This window comes from Brevundimonas sp. TSRC1-1, assembly GCF_049898245.1.
Classification (GTDB): domain Bacteria; phylum Pseudomonadota; class Alphaproteobacteria; order Caulobacterales; family Caulobacteraceae; genus Brevundimonas; species Brevundimonas mediterranea_A.
The window spans coordinates 204,781-225,756 of record NZ_JAFCXI010000002.1 but is presented as its reverse complement, the minus strand read 5'-3'; the positions used below and the strand labels follow the sequence as shown (position 1 = coordinate 225,756).

The 20,976-nt window shown below is 67.4% G+C and carries 18 protein-coding genes and 1 tRNA gene; 10 read left to right on the top strand and 9 right to left on the bottom strand.

All coding sequences use genetic code 11. From position 1 onward, the window contains the following. The first annotated feature begins 113 nt into the window (after positions 1–113). Entirely contained in the window at positions 114–1,193 is a 1,080-nt protein-coding gene (gene recA, locus ACP7CK_RS07140) for a recombinase RecA (protein ID WP_008261712.1), read from the top strand. Positions 1,194–1,438: 245 nt separating this feature from the next. Here the strand turns inward: recA and ACP7CK_RS07135 are convergent, their stop codons facing one another. The 4 genes from ACP7CK_RS07135 to ACP7CK_RS07120 all read right to left on the bottom strand — a co-directional run bounded on the left by ACP7CK_RS07135 (position 1,439) and on the right by ACP7CK_RS07120 (position 6,627). Next, positions 1,439–3,631 carry a 3-hydroxyacyl-CoA dehydrogenase NAD-binding domain-containing protein gene (locus ACP7CK_RS07135; RefSeq protein WP_426025899.1) on the bottom strand — a complete coding sequence of 731 codons (2,193 nt, stop codon included), beginning with the start codon at positions 3,629–3,631 and terminating at the stop codon, positions 1,439–1,441. A gap of 16 nt (positions 3,632–3,647) precedes the next feature. Continuing rightward, positions 3,648–4,853 carry an acetyl-CoA C-acetyltransferase gene (locus ACP7CK_RS07130; RefSeq protein WP_426025562.1) on the bottom strand — a complete coding sequence of 402 codons (1,206 nt, stop codon included), beginning with the start codon at positions 4,851–4,853 and terminating at the stop codon, positions 3,648–3,650. 260 nt (positions 4,854–5,113) lie between these two features. Continuing rightward, positions 5,114–5,335 carry a hypothetical protein gene (locus tag ACP7CK_RS07125; protein ID WP_292149417.1) on the bottom strand — a complete coding sequence of 74 codons (222 nt, stop codon included), beginning with the start codon at positions 5,333–5,335 and terminating at the stop codon, positions 5,114–5,116. 56 nt (positions 5,336–5,391) lie between these two features. Continuing rightward, complete coding sequence (locus ACP7CK_RS07120) at positions 5,392–6,627, bottom strand: PQQ-dependent sugar dehydrogenase (RefSeq protein WP_426025561.1); 1,236 nt, start codon at positions 6,625–6,627, stop codon at positions 5,392–5,394. A gap of 221 nt (positions 6,628–6,848) precedes the next feature. Here ACP7CK_RS07120 and ACP7CK_RS07115 point away from each other — a divergent pair. Further along, positions 6,849–6,925 (top strand) — tRNA-Met (locus tag ACP7CK_RS07115). 174 nt (positions 6,926–7,099) lie between these two features. Here ACP7CK_RS07115 and ACP7CK_RS07110 read toward each other — a convergent pair. Next, positions 7,100–7,285, bottom strand: coding sequence for a hypothetical protein (locus tag ACP7CK_RS07110; protein WP_426025560.1), 186 nt, complete (start codon positions 7,283–7,285; stop codon positions 7,100–7,102). A 312-nt stretch (positions 7,286–7,597) separates the two neighbouring features. Between ACP7CK_RS07110 and ACP7CK_RS07105 the strand changes: the two genes are divergently transcribed. Next, on the top strand, positions 7,598–7,861 hold the full coding sequence (locus tag ACP7CK_RS07105) for a hypothetical protein (RefSeq protein WP_426025559.1): 264 nt from the start codon (positions 7,598–7,600) through the stop codon (positions 7,859–7,861). Positions 7,862–7,865: 4 nt separating this feature from the next. Here ACP7CK_RS07105 and ACP7CK_RS07100 read toward each other — a convergent pair whose 3' ends face one another. Continuing rightward, positions 7,866–8,531 carry a TlpA family protein disulfide reductase gene (locus tag ACP7CK_RS07100; RefSeq protein ID WP_426025558.1) on the bottom strand — a complete coding sequence of 222 codons (666 nt, stop codon included), beginning with the start codon at positions 8,529–8,531 and terminating at the stop codon, positions 7,866–7,868. Here ACP7CK_RS07100 and argH point away from each other — a divergent pair. The 5 genes from argH to ACP7CK_RS07075 all read left to right on the top strand — a co-directional run bounded on the left by argH (position 8,530) and on the right by ACP7CK_RS07075 (position 13,242). Continuing rightward, on the top strand, positions 8,530–9,966 hold the full coding sequence (argH, locus tag ACP7CK_RS07095) for an argininosuccinate lyase (protein WP_426025557.1): 1,437 nt from the start codon (positions 8,530–8,532) through the stop codon (positions 9,964–9,966). The genes ACP7CK_RS07100 and argH overlap by 2 nt on opposite strands. Continuing rightward, a complete protein-coding gene (locus ACP7CK_RS07090) occupies positions 9,963–10,193 on the top strand; it encodes a hypothetical protein (RefSeq protein WP_008262007.1) in 231 nt (76 codons plus the stop codon). The genes argH and ACP7CK_RS07090 overlap by 4 nt, the downstream gene beginning before the upstream one ends. A 6-nt stretch (positions 10,194–10,199) precedes the next feature. Then, the gene (gene lysA, locus ACP7CK_RS07085; protein ID WP_426025556.1) at positions 10,200–11,474 is read left to right on the top strand and encodes a diaminopimelate decarboxylase; all 1,275 of its coding nucleotides are present in this window, start codon (positions 10,200–10,202) and stop codon (positions 11,472–11,474) included. Between the two features lie 49 nt (positions 11,475–11,523). Next, entirely contained in the window at positions 11,524–12,180 is a 657-nt protein-coding gene (locus ACP7CK_RS07080; protein ID WP_008262528.1) for a hypothetical protein, read from the top strand. A 78-nt stretch (positions 12,181–12,258) separates the two neighbouring features. Beyond that, positions 12,259–13,242 carry a cation diffusion facilitator family transporter gene (locus ACP7CK_RS07075; protein ID WP_426025555.1) on the top strand — a complete coding sequence of 328 codons (984 nt, stop codon included), beginning with the start codon at positions 12,259–12,261 and terminating at the stop codon, positions 13,240–13,242. A 137-nt stretch (positions 13,243–13,379) separates the two neighbouring features. On the opposite strand, the gene ACP7CK_RS07070 is transcribed toward ACP7CK_RS07075, so the two are convergent. Then, positions 13,380–14,237 carry a glutamate racemase gene (locus ACP7CK_RS07070; RefSeq protein WP_008262261.1) on the bottom strand — a complete coding sequence of 286 codons (858 nt, stop codon included), beginning with the start codon at positions 14,235–14,237 and terminating at the stop codon, positions 13,380–13,382. A gap of 128 nt (positions 14,238–14,365) precedes the next feature. Between ACP7CK_RS07070 and ACP7CK_RS07065 the strand changes: the two genes are divergently transcribed. Beyond that, complete coding sequence (locus ACP7CK_RS07065) at positions 14,366–16,549, top strand: M3 family metallopeptidase (RefSeq protein WP_426025554.1); 2,184 nt, start codon at positions 14,366–14,368, stop codon at positions 16,547–16,549. 130 nt (positions 16,550–16,679) lie between these two features. Further along, complete coding sequence (locus tag ACP7CK_RS07060) at positions 16,680–17,645, top strand: magnesium and cobalt transport protein CorA (protein ID WP_426025553.1); 966 nt, start codon at positions 16,680–16,682, stop codon at positions 17,643–17,645. Between the two features lie 48 nt (positions 17,646–17,693). Here ACP7CK_RS07060 and ACP7CK_RS07055 read toward each other — a convergent pair whose 3' ends face one another. Together ACP7CK_RS07055 and ppc are read right to left on the bottom strand one after the other, a co-directional pair. Continuing rightward, positions 17,694–18,032 (bottom strand): UrcA family protein, encoded by a 339-nt coding sequence (locus tag ACP7CK_RS07055; protein WP_426025552.1) that lies wholly within the window; start codon positions 18,030–18,032, stop codon positions 17,694–17,696. A gap of 139 nt (positions 18,033–18,171) precedes the next feature. After that, the gene (ppc, locus tag ACP7CK_RS07050; RefSeq protein ID WP_426025551.1) at positions 18,172–20,871 is read right to left on the bottom strand and encodes a phosphoenolpyruvate carboxylase; all 2,700 of its coding nucleotides are present in this window, start codon (positions 20,869–20,871) and stop codon (positions 18,172–18,174) included. Between the last annotated feature and the right edge of the window lie 105 nt (positions 20,872–20,976).

The following is a 20,976-nucleotide window of genomic DNA, read 5'->3' as shown; positions in this document are numbered from 1 at the left end:
CTTGTGAACTGGAACAAACCGTGCACATAGTCGGCCTCACAAAAACGGGGGCGGGTCCATGGCGGGTCTCTCCCAAGCTTCTGACGGGAATCATGGCAAGGGAGACGAAGGCAATGGCACAGGCGGCTTTGAAACTGGTGGGCAAGGAAGACGGCGACAAGCAACGGGCCCTGGAGGCGGCGATCGCCCAGATCGATCGCGCCTTCGGCAAGGGCTCGGTGATGAAACTGGGCAAGGGCGGGGTCGCCGACGTGATCCCCTCGGTGTCCACCGGATCCCTGGGCCTGGATATGGCGCTGGGCATCGGCGGCCTGCCGCGCGGACGGGTGATCGAGGTCTTCGGTCCTGAATCCTCGGGCAAGACGACCCTGGCCCTGCATACGGTGGCCGAGGTTCAGAAGGCGGGCGGCACCGCCGCCTTCGTCGACGCCGAACACGCGCTGGACCCCGGCTATGCCCAGAAGCTGGGCGTGAACCTGGATGATCTGCTGGTGTCCCAGCCGGACACCGGCGAACAGGCGCTCGAGATCGTCGACACCCTGGTGCGCTCCGGCGCCGTGGACATCGTGGTCGTCGACTCCGTCGCCGCCCTGACCCCGCGCGCCGAGATCGAGGGCGAGATGGGTGACAGCCTGCCAGGCCTTCAGGCGCGTCTGATGAGCCAGGCGCTGCGCAAGCTGACCGCCTCGATCTCCAAGTCGAACTGCATCGTCCTGTTCATCAACCAGATCCGTCACAAGATCGGCGTCATGTACGGCTCGCCCGAGACGACGACGGGCGGCAATGCGCTCAAGTTCTACGCCTCGGTGCGTCTGGACATCCGCCGCACCGGCGCGATCAAGAACCGCGATGAGGTGGTCGGCAACACCACCCGGGTCAAGGTGGTCAAGAACAAGGTCGCCCCGCCGTTCCGCGAGGTCATCTTCGACATCATGTACGGCGAGGGCATCTCCAAACTGGGCGAGATCATCGACCTGGGCGTCAAGGCCGGGGTGATCGAGAAGTCGGGCAGCTGGTTCAGCTATGACTCGACCCGGATCGGTCAGGGCCGCGAGAATGTGCGCGAATTCCTTAAACAGAACCCGGACATCGCCGCCTCGATCGAGAAGGCGGTGCGGGCCTCGACCAGCAAGATCGCCGACGAACTGCTGGGCACGCCCGAGCCGGACGAAGGCCAGGATCTCGAAGGCTGACGACCCTCTCGCCTTCCTAGACACTCCGTCGCCCCAAGCGACCCGCCACCGACCCCGCGAGGGACGGCGGAGCGACCCGTCCGACCTCGTGTCGGGCGGGTCTTTTTTGCTTGGCCTATCGCGCGTTCGCGCTACTTGAGGCCAATTTCCATACATCCGCTCATCCCGGCGAAAGCGAGGAATCCAAACGAAAACGGGCGACCCGAAGGCCGCCCGTTCCGTCGTTCTACGATGTCCGCAACCGATCAGGCGGCGGCCTTCTCCGGGGCGAACTTGCCGTAGAAGGTCTCGTTCTTGGCCGCCATGTCGCGCAGCAGCTGCGGCGCCTTGAACCGGTCGCCATAGGTCGCGGCCAGGCGGTCCGCCGTCTCGACGAACTTGGCCAGGCCGATGCCGTCGATCATGCTGATCGGGCCGCCGGTCCAGGGCGCGAAGCCCCAGCCCAGGATGGCGCCCAGATCGGCTTCACGCGGGTCGTCGATGACGCCCTCTTCCCAGCAGCGGGCGACCTCGACCGCCTGGCGATACAGCAGGCGGGTCTTCAGCTCGTCGATCTGGGCGAAGGCGGTCGCCTCCTCGGGCTTGTCGATGCCCTTGGTGGTCGGCGCCAGTTCGCCCAGTCCCTTCCAGATCGTCTTGGGCTTCTGATCATAGTCATAGAAGCCCTTGCCGTTCTTGCGGCCGTACCGTCCGCCCTCGACCATCTTGGCGACGATGTCGGCGCCTTCCGACGGGACATATTTGTCGCCCAGGTCCAGCGCCGTCTGTTTGGCGATCTTGTAGGACAGGTCCAGGGCGACGTCGTCGTGCATCTCCAGCGGGCCGCGCGGCATGCCGGTCATGCGTCCGACATTGTCGATCAGGGCCGGGCCGTAGCCTTCTTCCAGCATCGCCATGCCTTCCATCAGGAAGGTGGAGAAGCAGCGCGAGGTGTAGAAGCCGCGGCTGTCGTTGACGACGATCGGCGTCTTCTTGATCTTCAGCACATAGTCCAGGGCCTTGGCGATGGCGGCCTGACCCGTCTTCTCGCCCAGGATGATTTCGACCAGCATCATCTTGTCGACGGGCGAGAAGAAGTGGATGCCGATGAAGTCCTCGGGCCGAACCGAGGCCTCGGCCAGGCCGGTGATCGGCAGGGTCGAGGTGTTGGAGCCAAACACGGCGCCCTCGGCCAGTTGGGCCTCGGCGCGCTTGGTGACGTCGGCCTTGATCTCGCGGCTTTCGAACACGGCCTCGACCACCAGGTCCGAACCCTTGATGTGGTCATAGTCGGTCGTCGCCGTGACCAGGGCCAGGGTGGCGTCATACTTGTCCTGAGTCATCTGACCGCGCGACAGACGCTTCTTCAGCAGTTCCTCGACATGGGCCTTGCCCTTGTCGGCGGCTTCCTGGGTCTGGTCGATCAGCACCGTCTCGATCCCGGCCATGACCTGCACATAGGCGATGCCCGCGCCCATCATGCCGGCGCCGAGGACCGAGACCTTTTTCGGATCGGACTTGGGCACGTCGGCCGGACGCACGGCGCCCTTGTCCAGTTCCTGCTTGGACAGGAACAGGCTGCGGATCATGGCCTGGGCCTGGGGCGTCATCAGGGTCTTGATGAAATAGCGGGTCTCGATGCGCAGGGCCGCATCCATCGGAACCTGGGTCCCCTCGTAGACGGCCTTCATCAGGTTCACCACGGCGGGATAGTTGCCGTAGGACTGTTTGCGCAGCATGGCGTTGCCGACCATGAAGTTCTGGATGCCGGCCGGGTGATAGGGGCCGCCGCCGGGCAGTTTGAACGACTTGTCGTCCCACGGCTGGATGGCCTTGCCGCCGTTCTTGATCCAGGTCTTGGCGGCCTCGACCGACTGGCCCTTCTCGACCACCTCATGGACGATGCCGGCGCCCTTGGCGTCATTGGGGCGGAAGGACTTGCCTTCGCTCATGGCCATCATGGCGTTCTGAACGCCGACCAGGCGGGTCAGGCGCTGGGTGCCGCCGCCGCCGGGGAAGAGGCCGACCTTGATCTCGGGCAGGCCCAGCTGGATCTTGTTGTCGTTCTCGACCACGCGATAGTGGCAGGCGAGGGTGAACTCCAGCCCGCCGCCCAGGGCCAGGCCGTTGATCGCCGCCGCCACCGGCTTGCCGCAGGTCTCCAGCGCGCGGAAGGCGCCGTTCAGCTTCCAGCCGGCGTCGAACGCCTTCTGCAGGTCGCCGCCGCCCGACAGCACGCCGCCGGCCATGTCGCCCAGGTCCGCGCCGGCGCAGAAGCCCGAGGCCTTGCCCGAGGTGATGACGGCGCCCTTGATGGCCTCGTCGGTCTTGATCCGTTCGACCAGTTCCGGGATCTCGGCCATGACCGCGCTGGTCAGGGTGTTCATCGAACGGCCGGGGACGTCGAAGGCGATGACGGCGATGCCGTCGGCGTCGATGTCGATCTTGAAGTTTTCCATAGTCATTCGCTCCGGATCAGACGCGTTCGATGACGGTGGCGGTGCCCATGCCGCCGCCGATGCACAGGGTGATCAGGGCCGTCGACTTGTTCGAGCGTTCCAGCTCGTCCAGGGCGGCGCCGGTGATCATGGCGCCGGTGGCGCCCAGGGGGTGCCCCATGGCGATGGCGCCCCCGTTCACATTCATTTTCGCGTGGTCGATGTTCAGGGCCTGCATGTAGCGAAGCACGACGGCGGCGAAGGCCTCGTTCAGCTCCCACACGTCGATATCGTCGGGCGTCATGCCCAGCTTGCCCAGCAGTTTGCGGGTCACATATTCCGGGCCGGTCAACATGATCGACGGCTCGGAACCGATCGAGGCGCCGCCCAGGATCTTGGCGCGCGGCTTCAGGCCCAGGGCCTGGCCGGCTTCCAGCGAACCGATCAGCACGCCGGCCGAACCGTCGACGATGCCGGATGAGTTGCCGGGGGTGTGGACGTGGTTGACGCGCTCGACCTCGGGGTAGCGCTGGTTGATCACGCTGTCGAACGCCATTTCCCCCATCATGGTGAAGGAGGGGTTCAGGCCGCCCAGGGTCTGCATGTCCGTGTTCGGACGAATGGTCTCGTCACGATCCAGGATGGTCAGACCCAGCTGGTCCTTGACCGCGAGAACTGACTTCTTGAACCGGCCCTCGGCCCAGGCCTGGGCGGCGCGCTTGTGGCTCTCGACCGAATAGGCGTCCACGTCGTCGCGGCTGAAGCCGTATTTGGTCGCGATCATGTCGGCCGACACGCCCTGCGGCACGAAATAGGTGGGGAAGGCCGACGACGGGTCGGTGGGCCAGGCGCCCATGTCCGAACCCATGGGCACGCGGCTCATGGCCTCGACGCCGCCGCCGACGGCGAAGTCGGCCTCGCCGGACTTCACCTTGGCGGTGGCCATGTTCACGGCTTCCAGGCCCGAGGCGCAGAAGCGGTTGACCTGAACCCCGGCGGTATATTGCGACCAGCCGGCCGAAAGAACCGCCGTGCGGGCGATATCGGCGCCCAGTTCGCCCACGGGGGTGACGCAGCCCAGGATGACGTCATCGACCTTGGAGGTGTCCAGGTCGTTACGGTCGCGCAGGGCCTCCAGAACCTGGGTGGCCAGGCTGAGGCCGGTGATCTCGTGCAGCGAGCCGTCCTTCTTGCCCTTGCCGCGCGGGGTGCGGACGGCGTCGTAGATATAGGCGTCAGCCATGGGCGTGAGTCTCCATTTTTGGCCCCTGCGCGCGGCGCCCGATGAAGATTGGGCGTCGCGCGACGGTCGGGGAAAGGACGGGTCTAAGCTCGAACGCCAAGAACCCTACGTTTACGTCAACGTCAAGTAATAAGCCGCGTGAACGGCCGCGACCGCCATGTCGCCTGGTGCATGTGGGGCGATGACGAGAAGGACGCCAGAGGCAGAAAACGGTGCGTCTGATCCGGAGCGGCCTGAAGACGGGCCGCTCCGGGCGTCGCTCAGTTCGACGGAATACGGCTCGCGACGCCCGTGATCCGACAGGCGTAGTCGGTCTCCGGCCGGCCGCTCTGCAGGCCGGTGGGCGTCAGTATGCCCTGACGTGCGGTGCAGGCCGCCTCAAGGGCGTCCATGTCGGCCTGGTAGCTGTTGACGCCCTTGGTCGTGCCGCAGGCCGCCAGCAGGGGCAGGGCGATCAGGCTCGACAGAATGAGAGTACGCATGGGGAATCTCCATAATGGAACGCCGAGGCGTTCGGACGACCCCGATCGGATGCAGGCTAGCGCGCGACCGCCAGCCTGACCAGCTTGCCGTCGGCTTCATCGGTGATGGCCCAGACCGCGCCGTCCGGCCCCACAGCCACGTCGCGGACGCGTTCGCCCAGGTCGGTGAGCAGCCGCTCCTCGCCGACGACGCGGTCATTTTCGATCACCAGCCGGGCGATGTGCTTCTCCTTCAGACCGGCGACCAGCAGATCTCCGTCCCAGCCGGGGAACATGGCGCCCTGATAGAAGGCCGCCCCGCCCGGCGCGATGACCGGGTCCCAGTAATAGACTGGCTGCTCCGTGCCCGGCGCCTGCGTTTTGCCGCCCGTGATCTGTCCGCCCGCGTATTCCACGCCATAGGCCGCGTCAGGCCAGCCGTAGTTCAGGCCCGATTTGTCCAGGTTGACCTCGTCGCCGCCGCGCGTGCCGTGCTCAATGGTCCAGACTGCGCCCGTGCCGGGCTGGACGGCGATCCCCTGGACGTTGCGATGGCCCAGGCTCCAGATCTCGGGCAGGGCGCCCTCACGGCCGACGAAGGGATTGTCCTGGGGTACGGAGCCGTCGGCGTTGATCCGGATGGTCTTGCCCATGTGCGAGCCCAGATCCTGGGCCTGCGCCCGCATCGGCCTGTCGGAGCGTTCGCCCAGGGTGATGAACAGCGTGCCGTCCGATGCGAACGCCAGGGACGAGCCGAAATGCTTGTCGCCGTCATAGACGGGCAGGGCGCGGAAGATGACCTGGACGTCCTCCACCCGCGCCCCGTCGTCGGACAGGCGACCCCGGGCGACCGAGGTGGCGTTGCCGCCCTCACGAGGCTCCGCATAGCTCCAGTAGATCAGCCGGTCCTGGCCGAATCCGGGGCTTGTGATGACGTCCAGCAGGCCGCCCTGGCCGCGTGCATCGACGCGGGGCAGGCCCTGAACCGGTTCGCCGACCTGGCCCTGGGCCGTGATGATGCGCAGCCGGCCGGGCTTTTCCGTCACCAGCCAGCGCCCGTCGGGCATCAGGGCCAGGCCCCACGGATGCGTCAGGCCCGAGGCGACGACGCTGTGGCTCAAGGCGACGTCGGTCTTCACCCCCGGCGCCCGGGTCTGACCGGGGAAGGCGGGCTGCTGGTCGGGGTTGTTGGCCGGCCGGGTCTCCAGCGCCGCGCCCGCCTGGCTTGAGGCCGGAGCGCTCTCGCCGTTGGCGCCGCAGGCGGCGGCGAGGACGAGCAGGGAGGTCGAGGCGGCGAGGACGATCAGGCGCATGGCGGGGGAAGCTCCGGCGAGGTCTTGAGGGGATCTGGGACGGACTGGGGGCTGACATCGGCAACGACCCCTTCAGCGTTACCGTTCCCGCCGAGGCCTGTCCTGCGCCGCATCGCCGCACGATCTGCGTCGAGACGACTTGAACCGCGCGCCCGACGGCGATATAGGCACGCCTCTTTCGCGCTGGCCCCAGGTCGCGCGGACGCCCGGAGACGGGATGCGACTGGGTAGCTCAGATGGTTAGAGCGGTGGATTCATAACCCACAGGTCGGCGGTTCGATCCCGCCTCCAGTCACCACTTTTCTTGGGTAGAAGGCTGCCTAGTTTTTCGGAGCTTCAAGTGGCGCGGGCGCGTGTTATGGAAGCCTCCTATCCAAAGGCGACGGCCATCGGCTAATGCCGCCGTAGACGAAAGCCCGCCACCATAAAGGTGGCGGGCTCGGCGCTAGTATTCGAATGAGCTAACAGGGCGCTATTTGAACTTCGCGGGATAATTCGGAAGTTCGGCGCAAGCCCCGTAGCCAAACATCCACATGACTGCGCACCCCAATTCATAGCCGGCTTCACCTCGGTTAGAATAGCGCGAGTTTGCCTGCGCGGCGCCCGCTATCGACGCGAGCATGAGGGCCGCACACGTTCCGGCGATCAGCTTCTTCATAGTAATCTCCCTCAGTTACTTACCCATCGTGGGCTGAGCGACGCTACACTGAAAACTCTCGCTGTAGTTGTGACGTTTTGACGCGGTCTTTAGGAGGGCGAGATTGGGTTGTTCACAATCTTATAGACCGGCGGCTCAGCTTGAGTGGGGCATATGCGGCGACAGCGCGTTAACAGCGCGCAGCGCCCGGAACTATTAACGGAATGCCAACTGCAACCTGTCGTCGCCTCTCGCGTTGAGCGGCCAGCACAACCTTGACTGAGAGACGCCATGACAATTCGAACCAGGAGCCTGGCTGCTGTGATTGCGGTGATGGCTCTTGCCGCCGCCTGCACCGAGGCCGAGCAGGAAGACACCGAAGCTCATGCCGGGGCGGCCGCCGACAATACGGCCGAGGCTGCGGCCCGGGCGGGCGAAGTCATCGAATCCGGCGCCATGAAGGCCGCGCGTGCGGTCGAGACCGGCGCCGGCAATGTCGCGGACCAGCTGGAGGAAAACCAGGCCGAGGCCGCCGCCGAGGGCAAACCCGGCGCCGTCAATCCGACCACCGACCAGCGCGTACCGGCCGACAACTGACGCCTCAGGCGCCCGGCGTCGCCCCGACCGGGGGCGCGCCCTCCGCCAGCAGGGCGTCGATCAGGGCGTGAGCCTCGGGGCTGTTCCAGTCGGCTTCGCCCGAGAAGGTCGCGCGGATGCGGCCTTCGCGATCCAGGAAGATGGTCTGGGGCATCTTGCCCTTGCCCGGAAACTCGAACGGCAGCTGGAATTTGAGGTCGCTGTACAGCGGCAGGGGCTCGTGAACGTCGATGAAGCTCTTGGCGTCGGCCAGGGCGTCGGGCGAGGCGTCGACATTGATCGGCAGGACGATCAGATCCTCGTTGCGCTGATAGGACCGGGCCAGCTGGGCCAGGGTCGGCATTTCGGTGCGGCACGGGGCGCACCACATGGCCCACAGATTGACCACCACCACCTTGCCCTCGAAGGTCGAGAACCGCACCGCCGTGTCGTTGCGGTCGCGGAACATGTATTCGGGCGCGGTCTTCAACTCGGACGGCGTCTCCAGCGACGCCAGCGGTCCGACGGCGAACCGGGCCAGATCGCTTTTCGCGACGGGCGTCGTCTGGGGTTGCGCCTTCTGCCGATGATTGGCGTATAGCGACATCGCCAAGCCGCCGGCGCCGGCGAGCGTGCTGAACAGCACGAGCGCGCCGACGACCGCCCAGATCGCCTTTCTCGAGCCACTCATGACAGACGCCGCCTCCGATACCGCCCAAGCCAGTGCTTCTAAGGCCCCGGCCAAGCCCGCAGGTCAAGACATGTGGGGCGGTCGCTTTTCGTCGCGCCCCGCCGAGATCATGCAGGCGATCAACGTCTCTATCGGCGTGGACCAGCGGCTGTGGCGTCAGGATCTGGCCGGATCGCGCGCCCATTGCCGGATGCTGGCCAAACAGGGCGTGATCCAGCCGGCCGACGCCGACGCCATTCTGGGCGGGCTGGACGCCGTCGAGGCCGAGATCCTCGGCGGGACCTTCCCCTTCCGCGACCAGTTCGAGGACATCCACATGAATGTGGAGGCCCGGCTGTCGGAACTGATCGGCGAACCCTCGGGCCGACTGCACACCGCGCGCAGCCGCAACGATCAGGTGGCCGTCGATTTCCGCCTGTGGGTCCGCGACGCCGCCGACCGCACCATCACCCAGCTCAAGGCCTTGCAGGCCGCCCTGCTGGACCGGGCCGAACAGCACGCCGGCGATCTGATGCCCGGCTTCACCCATCTGCAGACCGCCCAACCGGTGACCCTGGGTCACCATCTGATGGCCTATGTCGAGATGTTCGGCCGCGACGCCGGCCGGTTCTCCGACGCCCGGACGCGGATGAACGAAAGCCCGCTGGGCGCAGCGGCGCTCGCCGGTTCGCCCTTCCCGATCGACCGCCACATGACGGCGGCCGAACTGGGCTTCGACCGGCCGATGGCCAATTCGCTGGACGCGGTGTCCGACCGCGATTTCGCGCTGGAAAGCCTGGCCGCGGCCTCGATCACGGCGGGACACCTGTCGCGCCTGGCCGAGGAGATCGTGGTCTGGATGACGCCGATGTTCGGTTTCGCCAGCCTGCCGGACGACCTGACGACCGGGTCGTCGATCATGCCGCAGAAGCGCAATCCAGACGCCGCCGAACTGGTCCGGGCCAAGACCGGCCGGATCCTGGGCTCGCTGGTCGCCCTGTCCACCGTGATGAAGGGTCTGCCGCTCGCCTATTCCAAGGACATGCAGGAAGACAAGCCGCCGGTGTTCGAGGCGTTCGACGCCCTGGACCTGGCCCTGGTCGCCATGACGGCCATGGTCTCGGCCCTGCGGCCCAATACCGAACGGATGGCGGCGGCCGCCGGCGCCGGCTTCTCGACCGCGACTGACCTGGCCGACTGGCTGGTGCGCGAACTGAACCTGCCGTTCCGCAAGGCGCACCATGTGACGGGCGCGGCGGTGAAACAGGCCGAGGCGATGGGCGTGGACCTGTCGCAACTGCCGCTGACGGAAATGCAGAAACTGGAGCCCGGGATCACGGAAGCGGTTTACAAGGTGCTGACCGCCGAGGCTTCGTGCCAAAGCCGTCAGAGCTATGGCGGCACCGCGCCGGAACAGGTCCGCGCGCGCATCGCCGACTGGAGAGCCCGCCTATGAAAAAGACCCTGATCCTCGCGGGCCTGCTCGCCCTGTCGGCCGCCGGCTGCGGCCGCATGGCCGACCTGGAATCGCCGGCGCGCGAGACCGAGCGCGCGCCGCGCAGCAGCCGCGCCCCCGGCCTGCCCGAACCGGCGACCCTGAACCGCCCGTCCAGCAGCGTGCCGATCGACGGCGGTCCCTCCAATCCGATCGGCGCCGGCGCCGCCCAGAACGATCCCCGCTAGGCCGCCTTGCATCATTTCGACCTGAAGGACGGCGCCCTGTACGCCGAAGGCGTCCCGCTCGAGATCATCGCCGACGAGGTGGGGACGCCCGTCTATGTCTATTCCACCGCGACGCTGAAGCGGCACTACGGCCTGTTGCGCGCCGCCGCCGACGCCCATCGCGAGGCCCTGGGCGAGGCCCTGATCGCCTTTGCGGTCAAGGCCAACTCCAACCTGTCGGTGCTGGCGACCCTGGCCAGGCTGGGCTCGGGCGCCGATACGGTGTCCGAGGGCGAGATTCGTCGCGCCCTGGCGGCGGGAATTCCGGCTGACCGGATCATCTTCTCCGGCGTCGGCAAGACCGATGTCGAGATGGTCTTCGCCATCGGCGTCGGCGTGCGCCAGATCAATATCGAATCCGGCGCCGAGCTGGATCGGCTGATCGCGGTCGCCGCCCTGATGCAGGCGTCGCCCGCCGTGGCCGTGCGGGTCAATCCGAATGTGGGGGCGGGCGGCCACGCCAAGATCACCACGGGCGGCAAGGGCGATAAGTTCGGCGTGCCGGTCGAGGAGGCGATGGCCCTCTACGCCCGCGCCTCGGCCTCGCCCTATGTCACGCCCGTCGGCCTGGCCTGTCACATCGGCAGCCAGATCACCGACCTGGCCCCGCTGGAGGCCGCCTTCACCGTGCTGGCCCAGATGACGCGCGACCTGCGGGCCCAGGGGCATGCGGTGACGCGGCTGGACCTGGGCGGCGGCCTGGGCGTGCCCTATTCGGGCGGGGTCGAACCGCCGTCCCCGGCCGACTATGTGGCCATGGCCGCGCGGGTCCTGTCCGGGCTGGACGTCGAGGCGGCGTTCGAGCCCGGCCGGCTGCTGGCCGCAAACGCCGGGGTGCTGCTCAGCCAGGTGATCCAGGTCAACGAACGCTCGGACGGGCGGCGCTTCCTGGTGCTGGACGCGGCGATGAACGACCTGATGCGGCCGGCCCTGTACGACGCCTTCCACGACATCAAGCCGGTCAATCCCCGTCCCGGCGCCGCCCTGTCTCATGACGTGGTGGGGCCGGTCTGCGAGACGGGCGACACCTTTGCGCGCGACCGCAGCCTGCCGCCGCTGGAGGCCGAGGATCTGGTGGTCTTCACCGGGGCCGGCGCCTATGGGGCCGTCATGGCCAGCGAATACAACAGCCGCCCCCTGGTCCCTGAGGTTCTGGTCGACGGCGACCAGTGGGCCGTCATTCGGCCGCGCCCCACCTATGAAGACATGCTGGACCGGGAACCCTTCGCCGACTGGCTGTAAGGTGGAATTGGTCTCGACCGTTATAAAGTAACGGAGTATAGGCCCGCCCATGTCGCCTGTCTCCGAACCGTCCGTGTTGCTGTCCCTGCTCGGGGGCGGCTTCGTCGCGGCCTTCCTGCACGCCGCCCTGCCGACCCACTGGCTGCCCTTCACCCTGGTGGGTCGGGCGCAGGGCTGGCGAGCGTCGCGCGTGCTGCTGGCCGTAACGGCGGCGGGCCTGGCCCATATCGCCTCGACGGCGGTGGTCGGCGGCCTGATCGTGGCGGCGGGCCTGGCGCTGGATCAGTGGGTCGAGGGGCTCCTGCCTCATCTGGCGGCGGTGCTGCTGTTCCTGTTCGGCGCCTTCTATCTGGCGCGCGCCACGGTGTTGCGGCCCGCAACGGCCGGCGGCCCGACGATGGAGGCCGCGCCGCCGGCCGTGTCCGACAAGGCCGCCTTCCTGGGCCTGGTCGCCATGATGGCGGTGTCGCCGGGCGAGGTGCTGCTGCCCATCTATCTGTCTTCGGCCTCCCAGGGCCTGGCGGCCCTGGCTCTGCTGACCCTGGTCTTCGCCGTCGGCACCATCGCCGGCATGGCGGTGTTCACGGGCCTGGCCAGCGCGGGCGCGTCGATCCTGCGGATGGAGCGGTGGGCGCGCTATGAGGGGGCGGTGCTGGGCGTGGCCCTGATCGCCCTGGGGCTGGTGATCGTTCTCCAACCGCATTGATGGATATTACATGATAACATTCAATGCGTTATCAAGTACCAGCTTGGCCGTTGGCGCAAAAGGCGTATAGGCGGAGCCATGAACGTCTCGCTCGAACACGACCATTCCGATCATGGGCACGATCATGATGATCACGGCCATGACTCTTCGCATGGCCATCACCACCATCATCATGGGCATGGGCACGCCCATGGACCGGTGGACACCGGCGACTGGCGCTACGCCGTCGGCCTGGTGGTCAATCTGGCCTTCGTGTTCTGCGAGTTCGGCGCGGGGCTGATCGCGGATTCGACCGCCTTGCTGGCCGACGCCGGGCATAATCTGTCGGATGTCCTGGGCCTGGCCATGGCGGGCGGCGCGGCCTGGCTGGCGCGGCGCGGGGCGCACGGGGCGGCGGGCGGCCGGCGGACCTATGGTTTCGGCAAGGCGACGGTGCTGGCGGCCCTGGGCAACGCCCTGCTGCTGATCTTCGCTTGTGGGGCCATCGCCTTCGAGGCCGTGCGGCGTTTTGCAGAACCCGCGCCGGTCGGCTCGGGCGTGATCATGACGGTGGCGGCCATCGGCTTCTTCATCAATCTGGGCACCGCCCTGCTGTTCATGAAGTCCCAGCACGACCTGAACGCGCGGGGCGCCTATCTGCACATGATGGCCGACGCCGGCGTGTCGCTGGGGGTGGTGGCGGCCGGCGGGCTGATCATGCTGACCGGCTGGTCCCTGGTCGATCCGATCGTCAGCCTGGTCATCGTCGCCGTGATCCTGTGGTCGACCTGGGGCTTGCTGAAGGACTCGGTCAATCTGGCCATGGACGGGGCGCCCGCCGACGTGGACGTGGCCAAGCTGGAAAAGGCGCTGATGGGGCTGCCGGGCGTGCGCGCGGTCCACGACCTGCACGTCTGGGGCCTGTCCACGACCGAGACCGCCCTGACGGCCCATCTGGTCCACGACCGCGAGGACGGCGTCGTCCTGCTGATGGAGGCCCAGGCGCTGGCGAAACGCCATTCCATCCGCCACACGACGCTTCAGCTGGAAAGCGAGGCCCTGCCGGACTGTCCGGGGTGTTGATCCCTAGCCTCCGTCACCCTCGGGCTTGACCCGAGGGCCGGGCGCCGCCCCCGCTCTGCGCTGGACTTCGAGGCACAGCCCGATCCGCGTCCGGTCCTCGGGGCAAGCCCGAGGATGACGGGGAGGGGGCGCTGCCCCTACGCCTGGGCGAACGCCAGCGGCGCGCCCCAGAACTGCGACACCATCTCCGACTGCGGACCGGCCTGGCCGGTGGTCAGGAAGTCGCGGCGGCCGCTGTCGCCCAGTTCGAATTCGGGGTGCCGCGCGAAATACCGCTCCAGCGCATCGGCCACGGCGGTCGGCTGGTTGATCAGCACCGTGCCCGCCGGCAGGGCCGAGGCGAACAGTTCGGCGATGATCTCGTAATGGGTGCAGCCCAGGATGGCCTTGTCCGGGTGGCGGCCGATGCGGCGGCGCAGGGCGTCGACGTGGTCGTCCACCACCACCTTCAGCTCCTCGCGCGGGGCGCCCAGCTCGATCAGGCCGGCCAGGCCGGGGCAGGGTTCGGAGAAGACGGCGATGTCCTCGCGCCGCTTGTCGATCTCGATCTCGAAGACGCGGCTGATGGCGGTGGCGGCGGTGCAGAAGACGCCGGTGACAGCGATCGCCTCGACCTTATCCCCTTCTGCGGCGCGCTCCGCCTCGAAGCTCCAGGGCTTGCCGGTCGCGGCCTCGATGGTCGGCACGATGATGCCCAGCACATTGACCGGCCGGCCCAGCCGTTCGCGCAGGCCGGGGATCCAGGTCTGTTGCAGGCGGCGCAGGGCGATGGCGCTGGCGGTGTTGCAGGCCAGGACCACGACCGAGGCGCCGGCCTCGAACAGCCGCTCGCACCCCGCCCTGGTCAGTTCGACGATGTCCTCGCCGCCCCGCCCGCCATAGGGCGCGTGGGCCTGGTCGGCCAGATAGACGAAATCCCGCTGGGGAAAGCGTCGGGTCAGTTCACGGTGGACGGTCAGGCCGCCCACGCCGGAGTCGAATACGCCAATAGCCATGACCGCGCTTTAGAACAGTGCGACGATCGATCCAACAAGATTACGGGCCTTTAACGGGCGGGGCAGGTGACGATCCGGTCCGGTGCGCCTAAGTGTGACCCCGACATGATTTTTCCACGGAGCATTCCATGCACAGACGCCAGCTTCTCATCGCGGGCGGCAGCCTGATGGCCCTCTCGGCCTGCGCCTCCACCGGATCCGGCGCTACGCCCGCCGCCGGCGCGCCGACCGCCATGGACCTGGCTGAAGAAGGCCGCATCGCCCGCGCCGTCCTGCCGGCCGCGACGCCCAAGGCCGAACTGCTGCAGCCGTGGACCGGTTCGTATGACGGCCTGCCGCCGTTCGACAAGGTGACCCCGGCCAAGCTGCGCGAGGCCATGCTGGAAGGCATCGAACTGCAACGCGCCGACATCGCCGCCATCGCGAACAACCCGGAGGCCCCGACCTTCGCCAACACCATGGCGGCGCTGGAGCTGGCCGGCGAGCCGCTGGACCGGGCGTCCAACCTCTATGGCGTCATGACCTCCAACATCGGCGGCGAGGCCTATGACGCGGTCGACACCGAACTGTCGCCCATCCTGTCGGCGGCCTCGGACGAGATCACCTTCAACGCGGCCCTGTTCCAGCGCGTCAAGACCGTCGCCGACAACGCCGACGCCATGGGCCTGAGCGCCCAGCAGAAGCGTCTGGCCGAGCGTCGTCGCGACGCCTTCATCCGTTCGGGCGCCAATCTGGACGCGGCCGGCAAGGCCGAGCTGGGCCGGATCAACACCGCCCTGTCCAACGCCTTCACCCGTTTCGGCCAGAAGGTCGTCGCCGACGAAAACGCCTGGACCCTGATCCCGAACGAAGCCGGTCTGGCGGGCCTGCCCGCCTCGAACAAGGCCGCCGCCGCCTCGGCCGCACGCAGCCGCAATCTGCAGGGCTGGGCCATTCTGAACACCCGTTCGGCCGTCGATCCCTTCCTGACCTTCGCCGACGACCGGGCCCTGCGCGAGCAGGTCTGGAAGAAGTTCGTCAATCGCGGCGACAACGGCGACGCCAATGACACCAATGCGACCATCGCCGAGATCGTGAAACTGCGCGACCAGCGGGCCAAGCTGCTGGGCTATCGCAACCATGCCGAACTGCGCATGCAGGACACCATGGCCAAGACCCCAGCCAATGCGCAGAGCCTGATGGACCGCGTCTGGGCGCCGGCCAAGGCGCGCGTCGCCGAAGAGGTCGCCGACATGAAGGCGATCGCCGGCTTCGACATCGAGCCCTGGGACTACCTCTATTTCGCCGAGAAGGTCCGCAAGGCCAAGTACGACCTGGATCAGAACCAGCTGAAGCCGTACTTCGAACTGAACGCGGTTCGCGCCGGCTCCTTCGCCATGGCCGAGCGTCTGTACGGCTTCAAGTTCACCAAACTGCCCAAGGGTTCGGTCCCGACCTTCGAGCCGGACGTCGAGGTCTATGAACTGCACGACAAGGCCACCGGCAAGCTGATCGGCCTGTATTACACCGACGACTACGCCCGTCCGGGCAAGCGTTCGGGCGCCTGGATGACCACCTACCGGTCCTTCTCGACCCTGGACGGATCGAAGGTGATCCTGGGCTCGAACAACAACAACTTCACCAAGCCCGAGCCCGGCGAGCCGGTGCTGATCTCGCTGGACGACGCCGAGACCCTGTTCCACGAGTTCGGCCACACCCTGCATTACTTCTCGTCGAACGTGACCTATCCGTCGTTTGGCAATACGCCGCGCGACTTCGTCGAATATCCGTCGCAGGTCCACGAGCACTGGGTGCTGAGCCGGCCGATCCTGGACGGCTATCTGAAACACTATCAGACGGGCGAGGCCATGCCCCAGGCCCTGGTCGACAAGATCCAGGCCTCGTCCACCTTCAACCAGGGCTATGCGACCGTCAGCTACCTGTCCTCGGCCATCGTCGACATGGACCTGCACACCCAGGCCACGCCGCCGACCGACATCGACGCCTTCGAGAAGGCCAGCCTGACGCGGATCGGCATGCCCAAGGAGATCGTGATGCGGCACCGCCTGCCGCAGTTCAATCACCTGTTCACGTCCGACGCCTATTCGGCCGGCTACTACAGCTACCTGTGGTCCGAGACGATGGACGCTGACACCTGGGCCTATTTCGAGGAGTCGGGCGACGTCTTCAATCCGGACATCGCCGGCCGCTTCAAGTCGATCATGCTGGCGCCCGGCAACACCACCGATCGCGCCGAGGCCTACCGCGCCTTCCGCGGTCGCGACCCGGACGTGGCGGCCCTGCTGAAGGTCCGCGGCTTCCCGGTGTCCTGATCCTGGCCTGTCGGCCTTCGGCCGAGTTGGACTGAATGAGCGAACGGCCGGCGGAGCGATCCGCCGGCCGTTTCGTTTGGGCGCGACCTGGCCTAGATCAGGATCAGAATCCGCCGAGAGAAGAGCCCGCATGTCCGTCGTCGCCTCCTACGTCTATCGTGACGGCAAGCGCGTGCGGGCGGCGCCGCTGACGGAAAAAGGCCTGACGATGAAACCCGGCGAATTCGTCTGGATCGGCCTGCACGAGCCGACCGACGCCGAGTTCGACGTTCTGGTGAAACGGTTCCACCTGCACCCCCTGGCGGTCGAGGACGCCCTGTCGGCCCACCAGATGCCCAAGGTCGAAGTCTATGGCCACGAACTGTTCGTCGTCGCCCGCACCGCCGAAAAGGTGGACGACGTCATCCGCTATGGCGAGACCCACGTCTTCGTCGGCACGGACCACGTCATCAGCATTCGCCACGGCTCGGCCCGGTCGCACACGGCCCTGCGCGCCCAGCTGGAGGCCTCCCCCGAACAGCTTCGCGCCGGTCCCGACTTCGTCCTGCACGGGGTGCTGGACTTCATCGCCGACGCCTATGTGCCGATCGTCGACGGAGCCGAGGACAGCGTGCTGGAGCTGGAGCAGCGCGCGCTGGAGGCCTTCCTGTCGCGGCGCGAGATCCGTCGCCTGTTCACCCTGCGCCGCGAACTGCTGAAGTTCCGGCGCATCCTGGGGCCGATGGAGGAGGTGGCGGGTCGGCTGCAGTCGCTGGACCTGCCCTGTATCGACCCGGACATCCGACCCTATTTCCGCGACATCGCCGACCATGTGCGTCGGGTGAACAGCCGGTTGAACGGGCTGACGGACATCCTGGCCTCGGTGTTCGAGGTCGCCAATCTGCTGGAACAGCAGCGGCAGGGGGTGATCACCCGCAAGCTGGCCTCATGGGCGGCGCTTCTGGCCGTGCCCACCGCGATCGCCGGCATCTATGGGATGAATTTCGAATTCATGCCGGAACTGCACTGGCGTTACGGCTATGCGGTCGTGATGGGTCTGATCGTCGCGGTCTGCGTCGGCCTGTACATCACCTTCAAACGCACGAAGTGGCTGTAGGCCGGCCGATGCGGCGAAGGGCGTCGTGCGCCCTTCGCCGGTCTTGGATCAGCTGTTGGCGAACAGGCCGACGACCTGGGCGACCTGACGGGCGTCGCGCGGGGCGCGGGCGTAGTCGACCTGGCGCGAACGCGGCAGTTGGCGCATCGCCTCGGCGCGAACGGCCGAGCGGCAGGCGTGGCTGCGAACGATCCGGCTGCCCGGAACGGTGAAGTTGCGGCACAGGTCTGCGGCGGCCTGGTCGATGCGGCCGTCGAAGGCGGCGGCGCCGGCGGCCGAGGACAGGTCCAGATCGCGGAAGGCGATCCGCGCGTCATCGCTTTGGGCCAGGGCGGGGGACACGGACAGGACGGCGACGGCGAAGAGAACGGGGGAGAGAACCTTCATCGCTTTGCTCCTAAAGAGAAAGATAATCGCTCGAAACGGCGACGAAGGCGCAATACGCGTGTTGTGTAACAGCTCAATGAGGGTTCAGCCGCCGATCCAAGACAGGCGGATTAAATCGTCGTCATGGTTGCGGCTGTAATCAGCCGCTGTTGCGCAGCCCCGCCGCCACGCCGTTGATCGCCAGCAGAATCCCCTCGCGAACACGGGGGTCTTCATCCCCGGCGCGGCGGCGGCGGATCAGTTCGATCTGCACATGGTTCAGCGGCTCGACATAGGGCATCCGCAGCCGGATCAGCCGATCCAGTTCCGGTTGGCCGCCCAGCAGCCTGTCATGGCCGGTGATGGCCAGGACGGCGTCGTGGGTTCTCTGCCACTCGTCGCGGATCTCGCCATAGATGCGCGCCGCCAGCGCCGGATCGGGCACCAGGGTGGCGTAACGGCGGGCGACCGTCATGTCCGACTTGGCCATGACCATTTCCATGTTCTGGACCAGGGTGCGGAAGAAGGGCCAGACCTCGGCCATGGCCTTCAGTTCGGCCATGTCCTGGCCCTGGACGGCCGAACCGAAACCGAACCAGCCGGGCAGCATGACCCGGCTCTGCGACCAGCTGAACACCCAGGGAATGGCGCGCAGATCCTCGATCCGGGTCGAGGCGGTGCGCGATGACGGGCGCGAGCCGATCTTCAAATCGGCGATCTCGGCGATGGGGGTGGCGGCGCGGTAATAGTCGACGAAGCCGTCGGTTTCATAGACCAGCTTGCGATAGGCGGCCATCGACCGGGCGGACAGGTCCGACAGGGTGGCGCCGTGGTCGGCGGTGAAGACGTGATCCTTGCCCTGGTCCAGCGAGGCCAGGACGGCGCCGCAGGTCAGGGCGTCGAGGTTGCGCAGGGCGATCTCGGGCTCGCCGTACTTGTTGGCGATGACCTCGCCCTGTTCGGTGGTGCGGATGCGGCCCTGGACCGTGCCTTCCGGCTGGGCCAGCACCCCGGCGAAGGACGAACCCCCGCCGCGCCCGACCGTGCCGCCGCGCCCGTGGAACAGCTGCAGCTTCAGGCCGGCGGCCTTGGTCACCTCGACCAGGGCGCGCGAGGCCTCGTGCAACTCCCAGCCGGATGTCAGATACGAGCCGTCCTTGTTGGAGTCCGAATAGCCGATCATCACTTCTTGAACGCCGCGCGCCTTGGCGACGGCCAGGGCGGACGGCTCCTTCAGCAGGCGCTCCAGCGTCGGACGCGAGGCGCGCAGGTCTTCGATGGTCTCGAACAGGGGGGCGGCCTGGATCGGGCAGGCGGCGGGATCCTCGGGGCGATAGAGGCCGACCTCCTTGAGCAGCAGATAGACCTCCAGCAGGTCCGAGGCCGCGTCGGTCTTGGAGACGATATGGGTGCGGATCGCCTGGGGGCCGAAGGCGGCCAGGGCCTCGGCGGCGGCCTGAAGAATGCCGCGCTCCTTCAGGGTTTCGGCCGCATACTCGGCATAGGGGCTGAACAACAGGCGCGGCGAGGCCAGTTCCGCGGCGAGCACCGAAAGCCGCCCCTCTTCGTCCAGGCCGGAATAGTCGGCGCAGACCCCGGCCGTCTTCAGCAGGTCGGCGACGACCCGTTCGTGGACGTCCGAGTTCTGGCGCAGGTCCAGGGTCGCCATGTGAAAGCCGAAGATCTCGACGGCGGTGATCAGGTCGCTGAGCCGGTCGTCGGCGAAGACCTCGCCATTATACGCCACCAGGCTGTCGCGCATGATCTTCAGATCGGCCTCGAAGGCGTCGGGGCCGGGGTAGGGCTCGGCGGCGACAACGGCGCGGCGGGGCGGCGGGGTTCCGCCCCGCGCCTCATAGGTGGCGGCCAGGCGGCCGTAGACGCCGGTCAGGGCGCGTCGATAGGGTTCGTCGGCGCGATGGGGGGACGGGTCGTGGGCGGCGTCCGCCAGGACGGCCAGTTCCGGCGAGACCTGGGCCAGTTCGGCCGCCAGACTGAGCTCGGCGCCCAGGGCGTGAACCTCTTCCAGGTAATAGCCCAGGACGGCGCGGGACTGGGTGCGGAAGGCGGCGGCCAGCACGGCGCCGTCAACGTTCGGATTGCCGTCCCGATCGCCGCCGACCCAGGTGCCGACCCGCATGAAGGGCTGAAGGTCCGGGGCGTCCAGCAGACGCCGCCAGGCCGACAACTGCTTCGGCGCCACGCGCAGGAAGATGCGGTCCAGGAAGGAGACGACGGTGTCGATCTCGTCCTGCACCACCAGTCCCTGGGTGCGGACCAGACGCGTGGCCCACAGGATGACGATCTGGCGGCGCAGGGGTTGGTTGATCTGGGCGGCGGAACAGGCGTCGCCGGCCTTGTCGCAGGCGTCCAACATGTCGCTGACGGCGGCGATCCGGTCGATGACGCTCTTGCGCCGCACCTCGGACGGGTGGGCGGTCAGGACCGGCGAGATCAGGGCCTCGTCCAGCAGGGCGCGCACCGCCGCCTTGTCCACCTTCTGTTCGGCCAGCCGTTGCAGGGCGCCTTCGGGCGTATCGGGACGGGCGCCGGCCACGACCTGGTCCTGGGCGCGACGGCGGGTGGCGCGATCCTCGGCGATATTGGCCAGCAGGGAGAACAGGGCGAAGCCGTGGGCCAGGCCGGCGGCCTGATCCACCGTCATGGCGGTCAACAGCTTCTCCAGCCGCTTGGCCGGATGCGAGGCCGGGTCGCGGTGATAGGCGACCGAGGCCTGGCGCACCGCCTCGACATGATCGAACAGATCCTGGCCGCCTTCCTGACGAATGACCTCGCCCAGAATGCCGCCCAGCAGTCGGACTTCTTCACGCAGGGCGTCGTCGGCGGCGGGGGTCATCATCGGCATGTCCTAGTCGGCAGCGGGGAGACCGGCATGTGAAAGAGCCGAAACGCCCCCGTCAACGCACGTTCCATGACAGGTCGCGATAGGAAAGGTCATGGTGAA

Excerpts from the sequence above, each read along its gene's own strand:
- recA (WP_008261712.1), top strand. The coding sequence starts at position 114 with ATGGCACAGGCGGCTTTGAAACTGGTGGGCAAGGAAGACGGCGACAAG.
- ACP7CK_RS07135 (WP_426025899.1), bottom strand. The coding sequence starts at position 3,631 with ATGGAAAACTTCAAGATCGACATCGACGCCGACGGCATCGCCGTCATC.
- ACP7CK_RS07130 (WP_426025562.1), bottom strand. The coding sequence starts at position 4,853 with ATGGCTGACGCCTATATCTACGACGCCGTCCGCACCCCGCGCGGCAAG.
- ACP7CK_RS07125 (WP_292149417.1), bottom strand. The coding sequence starts at position 5,335 with ATGCGTACTCTCATTCTGTCGAGCCTGATCGCCCTGCCCCTGCTGGCG.
- ACP7CK_RS07120 (WP_426025561.1), bottom strand. The coding sequence starts at position 6,627 with ATGCGCCTGATCGTCCTCGCCGCCTCGACCTCCCTGCTCGTCCTCGCC.
- ACP7CK_RS07110 (WP_426025560.1), bottom strand. The coding sequence starts at position 7,285 with ATGAAGAAGCTGATCGCCGGAACGTGTGCGGCCCTCATGCTCGCGTCG.
- ACP7CK_RS07105 (WP_426025559.1), top strand. The coding sequence starts at position 7,598 with ATGGCTCTTGCCGCCGCCTGCACCGAGGCCGAGCAGGAAGACACCGAA.
- argH (WP_426025557.1), top strand. The coding sequence starts at position 8,530 with ATGACAGACGCCGCCTCCGATACCGCCCAAGCCAGTGCTTCTAAGGCC.
- ACP7CK_RS07100 (WP_426025558.1), bottom strand. The coding sequence starts at position 8,531 with ATGAGTGGCTCGAGAAAGGCGATCTGGGCGGTCGTCGGCGCGCTCGTG.
- ACP7CK_RS07090 (WP_008262007.1), top strand. The coding sequence starts at position 9,963 with ATGAAAAAGACCCTGATCCTCGCGGGCCTGCTCGCCCTGTCGGCCGCC.
- ACP7CK_RS07080 (WP_008262528.1), top strand. The coding sequence starts at position 11,524 with ATGTCGCCTGTCTCCGAACCGTCCGTGTTGCTGTCCCTGCTCGGGGGC.
- ACP7CK_RS07075 (WP_426025555.1), top strand. The coding sequence starts at position 12,259 with ATGAACGTCTCGCTCGAACACGACCATTCCGATCATGGGCACGATCAT.
- ACP7CK_RS07070 (WP_008262261.1), bottom strand. The coding sequence starts at position 14,237 with ATGGCTATTGGCGTATTCGACTCCGGCGTGGGCGGCCTGACCGTCCAC.
- ACP7CK_RS07065 (WP_426025554.1), top strand. The coding sequence starts at position 14,366 with ATGCACAGACGCCAGCTTCTCATCGCGGGCGGCAGCCTGATGGCCCTC.
- ACP7CK_RS07060 (WP_426025553.1), top strand. The coding sequence starts at position 16,680 with ATGTCCGTCGTCGCCTCCTACGTCTATCGTGACGGCAAGCGCGTGCGG.
- ACP7CK_RS07055 (WP_426025552.1), bottom strand. The coding sequence starts at position 18,032 with ATGAAGGTTCTCTCCCCCGTTCTCTTCGCCGTCGCCGTCCTGTCCGTG.
- ppc (WP_426025551.1), bottom strand. The coding sequence starts at position 20,871 with ATGATGACCCCCGCCGCCGACGACGCCCTGCGTGAAGAAGTCCGACTG.